This is a genomic window from Shinella sp. 1A1, assembly GCF_055379515.1.
The window spans coordinates 129,710-141,637 of sequence record NZ_AP039671.1 but is presented as its reverse complement, the minus strand read 5'-3'; the positions used below and the strand labels follow the sequence as shown (position 1 = coordinate 141,637).

Genomic DNA, 11,928 nt, shown 5'->3' with positions numbered 1-11,928 from the left:
GGCCTCAGTTCTTTATGGCGTCCTTGAGGGCCTTGACGAGGTCGAGGCGCTCCCAGGAGAACGAGCCGTCACGACCGGCCTTGCGGCCGAAATGGCCATAGGCGGACGTTTTGGCATAGATCGGCTTGTTGAGGTCGAGATGGCGGCGGATGCCCGACGGCGACAGGTCCATGACCTTGCGGATCGCCGCTTCCACCGCCTCTTCGCTCACCTTGCCAGTGCCGTGCAGGTCGACATAGATCGACAGCGGCTGGGCAACGCCGATGGCGTAGGAGAGCTGGATCGTGCAGCGGTCGGCAAGGCCGGCGGCAACGACGTTCTTGGCGAGGTAGCGCGCGGCATAGGCGGCCGAACGGTCGACCTTGGTCGTGTCCTTGCCGGAGAAGGCGCCGCCGCCATGCGGGGCCGCGCCGCCATAGGTGTCGACGATGATCTTGCGGCCGGTGAGGCCGGCGTCGCCGTCCGGGCCGCCGATGACGAACTTGCCCGTCGGGTTGATGTACCAGGAGCAATCGTCGGCGATCTTCAGGTCGGCCAGCGCCTCGCGGATATAGGGCTCGACGACCTGGCGCACCTTCTTGGAATCCCAGCTCGCATCGAGATGCTGCGTGGACAGCACGATGGAGGTGACGTCGGCCGGCTTGCCGTCGACATAGCGCACGGTCACCTGGCTCTTGGCGTCCGGGCCGAGCTTGCCGGCATCGCCCTCGCCCGTCTTGCGGGCGGCGGCGAGAAGCTGGAGGATGCGGTGCGAATAGTAGATCGGGGCCGGCATCAGTTCCGGGGTTTCGCGGCAGGCATAGCCGAACATGATGCCCTGGTCGCCCGCGCCCTCGTCGCCCTGCTTGTCGGCGGCGTTGTCGACGCCCTGTGCGATGTCGGCGGACTGCGAGTGCAGCAGCACGTCGATCTTCACGGTCTTCCAGTTGAAGCCGTCCTGCTCGTAGCCGATATCGCGGATCGCCTTGCGGGCGGCGGACTTGAACTTGGACGGATTGATGACGTCGGCGCCGTTCTTGTCTTTCTTGAGAAGGCTCGGCGGCAGGCGGACCTCACCGGCGATGACGACGCGATTGGTCGTTGCAAGCGTCTCGCAGGCGATGCGGACCGACCAGGGATCGATCTTCGACTTCACGGCTTCACGGTAGACCAGATCGACGATTTCGTCGGAGATACGGTCGCACACCTTGTCCGGATGGCCTTCGGCGACGGACTCGCTGGTGAAGAGGTAACTGCTGCGCATGCGGGAATTCCCCTCAAAGAAATGGACTACGACCGTAGTTATTCAGTTCGCGCGGCAAAGACAAGGACATAAGTATATCTTTATGTCCCAAATTCCCGGGTGATTTGCCGCATCCGCCGCGCAGAAGCGGCCGGCAGGCATGAAAAACGGCCCCGCAGGGCCGTTCCTTCATGCGTTCCGGCAGGGACAGGTCACTCGACCTCGGCCTCGGCGGCCAGCGCCTTGACCAGATCGACCAGCTTGCGGCGCACCTTGGGATCGCCGATCTTCACGAAGGCGCGGTTGAGCTGCAGGCCTTCGGAGGAGGAGAGGAAGTCGACGACATAGTTGGAGCTGGAGGCTTCGGCGAAGCCGGCCTGGGCATCCGCTTGCTCGCCCGGGGCATCCTCGAAGAAGAAGGAGACCGGCACGTTGAGAATGCTCGAAATGTTCTGCAGGCGGCTGGCGCCGACGCGGTTCGTGCCCTTCTCGTATTTCTGAATCTGCTGGAAGGTGATGCCGAGGCTTTCGCCCAGCTTCTCCTGGCTCATGCCGAGCATGGTCCTGCGAAGCCGGATCCGGCTGCCGACATGTATATCGATCGGATTCGGCTTCTTCTTGTTTTCCATCATCACTTTCGTCCTAACGCGGAATGGCCCCTACCCACCGGCAGCCTTAACGAAAACTTAACGTCACGTTGTATGCGCAGACTCTGAAGGTCGCTACAATACAGGAGAACGGCCGGCGGCGTGCACTATGCTATTTTAGGGGTTTTGGGTCAATTCATCCGATTTCTAAAACCCATGCGAGAAATAAGCGCCGTCCCGAGGAGAATGGACAGGGCAATCAGAAACGCCCGGTTCTGCCGTGTTGCCCGTTCCGTCGGCGCGAATTTACCCGGAAGGGTTGCATCCACAAAACCGGGGACATCGTAGGCAAGGCCGGAAACGACCTGCCCCTTCGCATCCACCACGGCCGAAATGCCGTTGTTGGCAGCGCGAATCAGCGGCATGCCGCGCTCGACCGCGCGCAGTCGCGCCTGCAGGAAATGCTGGTAGGGACCGGGCGTATTGCCGAACCAGGCGTCGTTGGTGACGTTCAGCAGCGCGGCGGCCGTCTTCCCCGCGCCATTGATCTCGGAGGGGAAGATCGCCTCGTAGCAGACCAGCGGATAGAGCCCCTTGCCGCGGACCGTCAGGAGCTGGTGCTCGCGCGCGGCGGAAAAGCCGCCCGGCATGGCGACGGCGCTGACGCCGAAGCTCTCGAAGACCTCGGCGAAGGGCATGTATTCGCCGAAGGGCACGAGATGCACCTTGTCGGCCGCGCCGATGATCTGGCCCTTGCCGTCGATGGCGTAGATGGAATTGTAGTAGCGCGGCGCCTTGCCGGACCCGGCGCTCTCGGTGCGCACCGCGCCGGCGATCAGTATCTGGTCGTCGTCGAGAACGGCGGCGATGCGCACGAGGGCATCGGGATTGTCGGTCAGGATGAAGGGGATGGAGGTTTCCGGCCAGACGATGATGTCCGGCCGCCTGCCGCCGCCCTCGGGCTTTGCGACGCTCAGCGCCAGATGCCGCTCGAAGATCTCGGCCCTTGCGGTGTCGTCGAGCTTCATCGCCTGGTCGATCACCGGCTGGACGAGGCGGACGACGGTGCTGTCGTCGTCCGGCGCGGGCAGGTTGAGCGCATAGTAGCCGTAGCCGACATGGGCGGCGAAGAGCAGCACGGCAAGCGAAAGGCCGATCCCCCTGCCCCGCCGCGTGCCGAGAAGGGCGGGCGCGGCGAAGACGAAGACGGCGAGCGCGTTCATCGCGGCGATGCCGACGATGCCGGACGACTGCATGAGGAGCGGCACGGGCATGATGCCGTAGCCGACGGCGTTCCAGGGAAAGCCGGTGAAGAGCGTGCCGCGCAGCCATTCCCCCACCCCGAAGGCGAAGGCGAGCGCGGCGATGCGGCCCATGCCGTCCGACCAGAGGAGCCGGGCGAGCGCGGCGGCGATGCCGTAATAGATGGCGAGGAAGGCCGGTAGGCCGAAGACGGCGAGCGGCAGCGCCCAGGCGAAAGCATCCGCCTCGACCAGCAGCGCATTGCCCAGCCACCAGAGCCCGCCGACGAAATAGCCGAAGCCGAAGAACCAGCCGATGCGGAAGGCAGGCGCCAAGCGCCGGAGGAAGCCGGCTTCCGGGGCACCGCTCGCCCCGTCGAGCAGCCAGACTAGCAGGGTGAAGGACACGAAGAGCGCCGCGAAGAAGCCGAAGGGCGGCAGCGCCAGCACGCCGGCGACCCCCGCAAGAAATGCCGTCAGCGCCCGTCTCGTCCCAGACAGGAGCATGACCTTGCCCGCCAGCCGCTCCATGCCGTCCCCTTCACATGTCCCCGAATCAGCCGCGCCAGTGTTCCAAAAAAGCAGCGTCTTGTCCTGTGTCATGAGGGGGGATGTCGGGATGGCGCTTTCTGGAGGGTAGTGGGGATGCCTTGCCCCTCATCCGGCCTGCCGGCCACCTTCTCCCCGCAAGCGGGGAGAAGGTGATATGCCGCGCCATTTTCCCCAATCAGCAACCATTCGTGGGGCACGTCCCCTCTCCCCGCTTGCGGGGAGAGGGTTAGGGTGAGGGGGCAAAGCAATGCCCTGTTCCGTAAAGAAGGGAGCCCTACTCCGCCCCGGCCTCGTCGCTGCGCCGCTCGGCCGGATTGGCGCGGTCGGCGGGAAGGCTCTCGCCGGGCCGGCGCTCGCGGCGGCGGACGGAGCTGGCGCGTTTGCGGGTGACGCGCACGCGCTTGACGCGGCGCGGGTCCGCGTCGAGGACGTGGAATTCGAAGCCGGGCACGGCCTGCACCACCTCGCCGCGCACCGGAATGCGGCCGAGCGAGGCGAAGATCAGGCCGCCGAGCGTATCGGCGTCTTCAAGCTGTTCGCGGATATCGAAATCGGAACCGATGGCTTCGGCCAGCTCCTCAAGCTCGACGCGGGCATCGGCGATGAAGACGTCGTCGCTGACGCGCTGGATCATCGCCTCGTCGTCGTCGTGCTCGTCCTCGATGTCGCCGACGACCATCTCGACGATGTCTTCCAGCGAGGCGAGGCCGTCCGTGCCGCCATATTCGTCGATGACGAGGGCCATCTGGGTGCGGTCGGCCTGCATGCGCGCCATGAGGTCGGCGGCCAGCATCGATGGCGGGACGAAGAGGACCTGGCGGATGATGCCGGCTTCGGCAACGGTCTTGGAAAGATCGACGCGGCCGAGGTCGAATTCTGCCTTTGGCGTACGCGCCGGCTTTTCGCCGGTAGCGGCTGCGGCGCTGCCGTTCTTCGCGCCGGTGCGGCGCTTGTTGCGGGCCTGCTTGGTGACATAGGCGAGCAGGTCGCGGATGTGGACCATGCCGCGCGGGTCATCGAGGCTCTCGTTATAGACCGGCATGCGCGAGCGGCCGGAATCCTCGAAGATCACCATCAGCTCGGCAATGGTGATGTCCTGGTCGACGGCCTCGATATCGGCGCGCGGGACCATGACGTCCTCAACGCGCACCTCGCGGAAGCGGAGAATATTGTGCAGCATCGCCCGTTCTTCGGGCAGGAAGGCCGGCTCGCCGCCGGTATCTTCCGTCATCAGGGCCTCTGCGAGGTCCTTGCGCAGCGTGGAGGCGCCCGTCATGCGCCAAAGCCGTGTCGCACGGGACCAGAAGGATGACCGGCCCCCGCTTTCCTGCTTCGGCGCGCTGCTACTACTGCCCGCCTCGTCCTGACTTGAGGCGTCCGCCTCGTTCTTTTCCGCCGCTGCCGGCTGATTTCTAAAGTCGCTCATTGGTCCAAACTATTCTTCGGGGCCATCCCCGTAGGGGTCAGATAGGCCAAGCTCGGCAAGAATGCGAGTCTCCAGCCCCTCCATTTTTTCAGCCTCTTCGTCTTCCATATGATCATAACCGAAGAGATGCAGAAATCCATGCACCATGAGATGCGTGAGATGATCGTCGAAAGACTTGCCGAGATCGGCCGCTTCGCGGGTCAATGTCTCCTCGGCGAAGATGATGTCGCCGAGCATCGGACCCGGCATTTTTCCGGGCGTCACCGGGAAGGCGGGGAAGGACAGAACGTTGGTGGGCTTGTCCTGGCTGCGCCATTCCGCGTTGATGGCGCGGATGCTCTCGTCATTCGTGAAGACGAGGGAGACTTCCGGCGCGCCGGTCTTCGGGAAGGGCTGCTTTTCCTGCTTTCGCAGGTAATCCGCCGCTGCGCCGAGCACGCGCCCGCTCATTTCGAAAAGGTGTTCCTCGGAGGGCCATGCGCCCTCCTCTATGGAGATCTGGATATCGAGTTCGCTCATCAGGTATCCGGACCTCAGCGGTCCGGCAGCTCGCTTTCGTCCTGCACGGCCGTCTGCGCCTCGTAGGCGCGCACGATACGGGCGACCATCGGATGGCGCACGACGTCGACATCCTTGAAGCGGACGACCGAGACGCCCTCGACGCCCTTGAGGATTTGCAGGGCTTCCACGAGGCCGGACTTCACGCCGCGCGGCAGGTCGACCTGGCTCGGATCGCCCGTGACGATCATGCGGCCGTTCTCGCCGAGACGCGTCAGGAACATCTTCATCTGCATCGAGGTCGTGTTCTGCGCCTCGTCGAGGATGACGGCAGCGTTGGCGAGCGTGCGGCCGCGCATGAAGGCGAGCGGCGCGATCTCGATGACGCCGGCGGTGATGGCGCGTTCGACCTTGTCGCCCGGCATCATGTCGTAGAGCGCGTCATAGAGCGGGCGCAGATACGGATCGACCTTCTCCTTCATGTCGCCGGGCAGGAAGCCGAGGCGCTCGCCGGCCTCAACGGCCGGGCGGGAGAGGATGATGCGGTCCACCGCGCCGCGCTCCAGAAGCTGGGCGGCATAGGCGACGGCGAGATAGGTCTTGCCCGTGCCGGCCGGGCCGACGCCGAAGACGAGCTCGGACCGCTCCAGCGCGCGGATATAGGTATCCTGCGTCGGCGTACGGGCGGCGATGGTCTTCTTGCGGGTGGAGATCTGCGACATGGTGAGCTTGGCTTTACGCTCCATCGTCGGCAGGGACAACTGGTCGTCCGCCGCGATCGCCATGCGGATGGCGCCCTCGACGTCGGAAAGCTCGATCGAGCCGCCCTTCTGGAGCCGGTCGTAGAGATAATCCAGCGCGCGGCGGGCCTGGTTGGTGGCCATGACTTCGCCGGAGATGGAAACGGAATTGCCGCGTGCCCGCGCATCGATGTTGAGGCGCTGTTCCAGAAGCTTCAGGTTCTGGTCGAACTGGCCGAAAAGCTCGCTTGCGTATCGATTGTTCTCGAAAGTGAGCACGAATTGATTGGCGTCGGTCTGGCTTTTCGACTGGCGCGGCGATGACGTCGTCAGTTCGTGTCCGTTCAAGCGGTCAAGCTCCTTGAAATCCGCCCGTCAACCGATCGCTTGCGCGAAGAGGCTGTTGGGCCCGGCATCGGTGATTCGTACCCGGATAATGTCACCGATTTCCGAACCTTTTGCATCAATATTCACAGGCTGCAGCCACGGCGAGCGGCCGACGAGCTGGCCGGGCTTGCGTCCGGGCTTCTCCAGAAGCAGGTCGATCTCCTTCCCGACGCAGCCGAGGGCGAATTCGCCCTGCTGGCGAAAGAGCAAAGCCTGCAATCTTTCAAGGCGTTCGGCCTTCACGGCCTCTTCGACATGGCCGTCCATCTCCGCGCCGGGCGTACCGGGGCGGGTGGAATACTTGAACGAAAATGCCTGTGCATAACCGACGGTCTCGACGAGGAGCATCGTGTCCTCGAAGTCCTGATCGGTCTCGCCGGGAAAGCCGACGATGAAATCGCCGGATATGGCGAGCTCCGGCTGAACGGCGCGGATGCGCTCAATGAGGGCGATGTATTCGGCTGCCGTATGGCGGCGGTTCATGGCCTTCAGGATGCGGTCGGAGCCGGCCTGCACCGGCAGATGCAGGTAGGGCATCAGCTTGGGCAGGTCGCGATGCGCCTCGATGAGGCTGTCGTCCATGTCGCGTGGGTGGCTAGTCGTGTAGCGCAGGCGCGCGAGGCCTTCGATTTCGGCCAGGCGATAGAGAAGATCGCCGAGGCCCCATTCCCGGCCATCGGGGCCGAGGCCGTGCCAGGCGTTGACGTTCTGGCCGAGCAGGGTGATTTCGCGCACGCCCGCCTCGGCGAGGCGCTCGGCCTCGGCGACGATCTGCATGACCGGGCGGGAGACTTCCGAGCCGCGGGTATAGGGCACCACGCAGAAGGTACAGAACTTGTCGCAGCCTTCCTGCACGGTGAGGAAGGCGGTGACGCCGCGCGCGCGGGTCTTTGCCTTTTCCGGAGCGGGCAGGTGCTCGAACTTGTCTTCCAGCGCATAATCCGTCTCGACCACGCGCTCGCCGCCCTTGGCACGGCGCAGCGCTTCCGGCAGGCGGTGATAGGTCTGCGGGCCGACGACGAGATCGACGGCGGGGGCGCGGCGCAGGATTTCCTTGCCCTCGGCCTGGGCGACGCAGCCGGTGACGCCGATCACCATCTCGCGGCCGCCCTTGGCGCGGGCCTTCTTCATCTCGCGCAGGCGGCCGAGCTCGGAATAGACCTTCTCGGCGGCCTTCTCGCGGATATGACAGGTGTTGAGGAGAACGAGATCGGCCTCTTCCAACACGTCCGTCGCCTGATAGCCGTCCTTCGACAGCGCGTCCGTCATGCGCTCGCTGTCATAGACATTCATCTGACAGCCGTAGGTCTTGACGAAGACCTTGCGGGTGTTCGGCTTGGCATCGGCCGGGGAAGGGATGACGGACTGTTCGCTCATGGCCGTTCCATAGTGGAAAAAGGCCGGAAATTGAAGCCCCGCCGCATCTCGCCTCTACCGGCCGCGCAGCCGAGCGCCGAGCATGGCGCGGATGCGCGCGCCGACCGTGCGGCTCACGTCCTTGCGGTTGCTTGCCCGCGTGTAGTCGACGCGCTCGCCGAAATCAACGTCGACATCGACCGCCCCTTCCCGCGCAATGCCGAGGAGATGCGGCAGGAGTTCGATATCGCCGGGCCAGGCGGCGATGGGGCGGTGGTAGCGGCCCATCGCCATGCCGTGGAGGCCCGTATAGGCGATGGAGACGGGCTGGATATGGACGACGCCCTGCGGCGCATGCGGCACGGCGGAGGCGGCGGCGCCGAAGAGGGAGGACTTGATCTCCAGAAGCTGGTTGCCGTCCGAGGTAGTGCCCTCCGGAAAGAGCACGACGATCTCGCCGTCCGCCAGCCGCCGTGCGATCTCGTCCACCTGGTCGCCGGTTTTCTGGCGCTGCTCACGCTCGACGAAGATCGTCGCCTGCAGGCGGGCGAGAATGCCGAAGACCGGCCAGCCTCGCACCTCGGACTTGGCGATATAGACGACATCGGCGACGGAGCCGAGCACCATGATGTCCTTCCAGGAGGCATGGTTGGCGGCGATCAGGAGGGGGCGGTTTTTCTCCAGCGCGCCGTGCACGCGCACCTTGAGGCCGAGCACGCGGCAGGCGACGCGATGCCAGAGGCGCGGCAGGTAGCGGCGGATCTTCAGGTTGAAGCGCAGGCCGACAAGCTGGGCGGGCAGCAGGACGAGGGTGACCGTGGCGAGGATGACGAGGCCGAGGGCGATGCGCAGCCAGGTGATCACGGGGTCACCGGGGTATGGGGGAAGGCTTCCGCTCGCGTTCCGCAGCTACCCCCCTCTGCCCTGCCGGGCATCTCCCCCACAAGGGGGGAGATCGGCAAGACGCGCAAACCTTGCTCAATCAGCAACGACAGAGATGGGCGAGACAGCGTCCCATCCAATCTCCCCCCTTGTGGGGGAGATGCCCGGCAGGGCAGAGGGGGGTGCTGCGACCTCGTCCGCCTCACTCGCCCTCCTTGAGCGGAACGCCGTAGAGCTCCAGCCGGTGGTCGACGAGCCGGAAGCCGTGCTCGCGGGCGATGCGCTCCTGCAGCGCCTCGATCTCGGGCGAATGGAATTCGATGACCTCGCCGCTCTTCAGGTCGATCAGGTGGTCGTGGTGCTCGTCCGGCACGGTCTCGTAGCGCGAGCGGCCGTCGCGGAAATCGTGGCGCTCGATGATGCCGGCGTCCTCGAAGAGCTTGACCGTACGGTAGACCGTGGAGATGGAGATGCGCGCGTCGACGGCGGAGGAACGGCGGTAGAGTTCCTCGACATCCGGGTGATCGTCGGAGGCTTCCAGCACGCGCGCGATGACGCGGCGCTGCTCGGTCATGCGCATGCCGCGCTCGACACAAAGCTCTTCCAGCGATTTTTCCGCGTCCACCATGCGACCAGCCCTTCTCGTTATGCCCCCCGCAAGGGGACTAGCGAAGATCGCGCCGCATGACAAGCGCCGTGGACCGGCTGCCATCGGCGGCGGCATAGTAGGCCTTGCGCTCGCCGACCTTGGAAAAGCCGAGCTTGGCATAGAGCCCGCGGGCCGCGACATTGCCCTCGTCGACCTCGAGGAAGATGGCCTCCGCGCCGCGCATCTTCGCCTCGCGCAGCGCCGCCAGCATCAGCCGCCAGCCGAGGCCGGCGCGGCCGAATCGCTCGTCGACGCCGATGGTAAGTATCTCCGCCTCGCCCGCCGCCGCGCGCGCCAGCACGAAGCCGCCGGCGGTCCGGCCGAGCGCGCCCTCCTTCAGGGCGAGGAAGCCGAAGACGGGATCCTGCGAGAGCAGCGAATGAAATTCGCCGTCGTTCCACGGCTGGGGAAAGCGGGTTCGGTGGAGGGCCGCGGCAATGCCGGCATCGTCCGTTTCGAGCGGGAATATCTCGAAGACGGGCTTGCGGGTGAAATAGTCGCCGAGGGACATTCAGGCTCTCCGGATCGCGAAACCCGCCTGCGGCTTGGCATCGGGACCGCGCAGATAGAGCGGCTTCGGCTGGTGGCTCGAAGGGTCGAGCCGGGCGCCGAGGCGGGCAACGGTGACAATCGAAACGCCATCGGCCGCGGGCGCCGCATCGTCGCGCAGAAGGGCGGCCGCGGAGCCCGCGAACGCGCCCTCGTGCCCGGCGGCGATATCGCGCGCCTCGGAAAGCGCGGCGAGCGCCGGCGGCGACGCCTCCGCGCCGTCCGCGGCGAAACGCTGCCAGTAGACCTCATCGCGCTTGGCATCCATCGCCACCAGAAGCGGCGCTCCGGCGCCGTGCTCGGCGGCGAGCGCCGAAAGGGTGGAGACGCCGACGGCCGGAACGCCGAGGGCGAGGGCAAGGCCGCGGGCAGTGGCGACGCCGACGCGGATGCCGGTGAAGGAGCCGGGGCCGACGGTAACGGCGATGCGGCCGACGGCCGCAATATCCATGCCGGCCGCATCGAGCGCCGCGTCGACGAATTCCATCAGCCGCTCGGCATGGCCGCGGCCGATCTCGGCGCCGGCGGCGCCGAGGACTGCATCCTGATCGGAATCGTAGAGCGCCGCGTAGCAGCCGGCGCCCGCCGTATCGATGGCCAGAACGATCATGCGGGGCACTCCGGCGTCCCGCGGCGGGCCTTACATGACGGCTTCAACTTCCTGCACTTCCGGTACGAAATGGCGAAGAAGGTTCTGGACGCCGTGCTTGAGCGTCGCCGTCGAGGAGGGGCAGCCCGAGCAGGCGCCCTTCATGTTGAGATAGACGACGCCGTCGCGGAAACCCTTGAAGGTGATGTCGCCGCCGTCCTGCGCCACGGCGGGGCGCACGCGCGTATCGAGCAGTTCCTTGATGGTGGCGACGATGGTCTCGTCACCCTCGTCGAAGAACTCGCCTTCCATGTCGTCGCTGCCGCCGAGCGCACCGCCGGCAAGCACCGGCTGGCCGGACATGAAGTGCTCCATGATGTTACCGAGAATGGCCGGCTTCATGTGCTGCCAGTCGGCATCGTCCTTGGTGACGGTGATGAAGTCGTAGCCGAGGAAGACGCCGGTGACGCCCGGAATGCCGAAGAGGCGGGCGGCGAGCGGCGAGGCGGCGCGCGCCTCCGTCTCGTCGCGGAACTCGGCCGTGCCGGTCTCCAGCACCACCTTGCCCGGCAGGAACTTCAGGGTCGACGGGTTCGGCGTCGCTTCGGTCTGGATGAACATCTTTCTCTCCGTGCGGCCGGGCGCTTGGGTCGGCCCCATACATTTAGAACAATTCAAAAGAAGATAGGCGCTTCAGCGCCGCTCTTCAAGTCGCCACTCTTCAAGTCGAAGGTCAGCTCATCGCGTCCAGCTCTTCGTCGGTGAGCTGGTCCGGAATGACCGTCACCGGGATCGGGAAGGCCTGCGCCCGGCTCGCCAGCGAGGAGACCAGTGGCCCCGGCCCTTCCTTGGCGGAGCCGGCGGCCAGGACGAGGATCGCGATGTCGCGGTCCTCCTCGATGAGGCCGTTGATCTCTTCGCTGGCCACGCCCTCGCGGATCACCGTCTCCGGCTCGATGCCGATCGCCTCGCGCAGCGCCTGCGCCGCCTTGGCGAGCACGGCCTCCGCCTCCTCGCGGGCTTCCGCCCGCATGATCTCCTCGACGCCGAGCCATTGCTGGAAATCGGCATTGGCGATCACGTAGAGCAGGACGACGCCGCCGTTGGAGTTCTTCGCACGCATTCCCGCGAAATGGACGGCACGCTGGCATTCCGGCGTATCGTCGATGACCGCGAGGAACTTGCGGCGGTGACCTTCAAGGCGGGAAAGTCGTCGAGAAACCATGCGCGCTCCTGATATACGGTCTTTT

The 11,928-nt window shown here is 65.7% G+C and carries 13 protein-coding genes; all 13 read right to left on the bottom strand.

The window, feature by feature from the left end; translation table 11 throughout:
- Positions 1 to 4 precede the first annotated feature (4 nt).
- Positions 5 to 1,243, bottom strand: a complete 1,239-nt coding sequence (gene metK, locus ACZ48C_RS00720; RefSeq protein WP_464781877.1) for a methionine adenosyltransferase — start codon at positions 1,241 to 1,243, stop codon at positions 5 to 7.
- 191 nt (positions 1,244 to 1,434) lie between these two features.
- Complete coding sequence (locus ACZ48C_RS00715; protein WP_119257436.1) at positions 1,435 to 1,854, bottom strand: helix-turn-helix domain-containing protein; 420 nt, start codon at positions 1,852 to 1,854, stop codon at positions 1,435 to 1,437.
- 146 nt (positions 1,855 to 2,000) lie between these two features.
- Entirely contained in the window at positions 2,001 to 3,581 is a 1,581-nt protein-coding gene (gene lnt, locus ACZ48C_RS00710) for an apolipoprotein N-acyltransferase (protein ID WP_464781876.1), read from the bottom strand.
- Positions 3,582 to 3,876: 295 nt separating this feature from the next.
- Positions 3,877 to 5,028, bottom strand: a complete 1,152-nt coding sequence (locus tag ACZ48C_RS00705; RefSeq protein WP_464781875.1) for a hemolysin family protein — start codon at positions 5,026 to 5,028, stop codon at positions 3,877 to 3,879.
- 9 nt (positions 5,029 to 5,037) lie between these two features.
- Complete coding sequence (gene ybeY, locus ACZ48C_RS00700) at positions 5,038 to 5,547, bottom strand: rRNA maturation RNase YbeY (RefSeq protein ID WP_318910731.1); 510 nt, start codon at positions 5,545 to 5,547, stop codon at positions 5,038 to 5,040.
- A 14-nt stretch (positions 5,548 to 5,561) separates the two neighbouring features.
- Positions 5,562 to 6,614 carry a PhoH family protein gene (locus ACZ48C_RS00695; RefSeq protein WP_119257432.1) on the bottom strand — a complete coding sequence of 351 codons (1,053 nt, stop codon included), beginning with the start codon at positions 6,612 to 6,614 and terminating at the stop codon, positions 5,562 to 5,564.
- Between the two features lie 27 nt (positions 6,615 to 6,641).
- A complete protein-coding gene (gene miaB, locus ACZ48C_RS00690) occupies positions 6,642 to 8,030 on the bottom strand; it encodes a tRNA (N6-isopentenyl adenosine(37)-C2)-methylthiotransferase MiaB (protein ID WP_464781874.1) in 1,389 nt (462 codons plus the stop codon).
- Between the two features lie 54 nt (positions 8,031 to 8,084).
- Positions 8,085 to 8,873: a lyso-ornithine lipid O-acyltransferase gene (gene olsA / locus ACZ48C_RS00685; RefSeq protein WP_464781873.1), complete on the bottom strand. Its 789-nt coding sequence runs from the start codon at positions 8,871 to 8,873 to the stop codon at positions 8,085 to 8,087.
- A gap of 220 nt (positions 8,874 to 9,093) precedes the next feature.
- On the bottom strand, positions 9,094 to 9,519 hold the full coding sequence (locus ACZ48C_RS00680; protein WP_464781872.1) for a Fur family transcriptional regulator: 426 nt from the start codon (positions 9,517 to 9,519) through the stop codon (positions 9,094 to 9,096).
- A 37-nt stretch (positions 9,520 to 9,556) separates the two neighbouring features.
- Positions 9,557 to 10,051 carry a GNAT family N-acetyltransferase gene (locus ACZ48C_RS00675; RefSeq protein WP_464781871.1) on the bottom strand — a complete coding sequence of 165 codons (495 nt, stop codon included), beginning with the start codon at positions 10,049 to 10,051 and terminating at the stop codon, positions 9,557 to 9,559.
- Complete coding sequence (tsaB, locus tag ACZ48C_RS00670; protein WP_464781870.1) at positions 10,052 to 10,699, bottom strand: tRNA (adenosine(37)-N6)-threonylcarbamoyltransferase complex dimerization subunit type 1 TsaB; 648 nt, start codon at positions 10,697 to 10,699, stop codon at positions 10,052 to 10,054. It lies immediately after the preceding gene.
- A gap of 30 nt (positions 10,700 to 10,729) precedes the next feature.
- Positions 10,730 to 11,299: a NifU family protein gene (locus tag ACZ48C_RS00665; RefSeq protein ID WP_313195602.1), complete on the bottom strand. Its 570-nt coding sequence runs from the start codon at positions 11,297 to 11,299 to the stop codon at positions 10,730 to 10,732.
- A 112-nt stretch (positions 11,300 to 11,411) separates the two neighbouring features.
- On the bottom strand, positions 11,412 to 11,903 hold the full coding sequence (locus ACZ48C_RS00660) for a universal stress protein (protein WP_313195601.1): 492 nt from the start codon (positions 11,901 to 11,903) through the stop codon (positions 11,412 to 11,414).
- Positions 11,904 to 11,928: the final 25 nt, after the last annotated feature.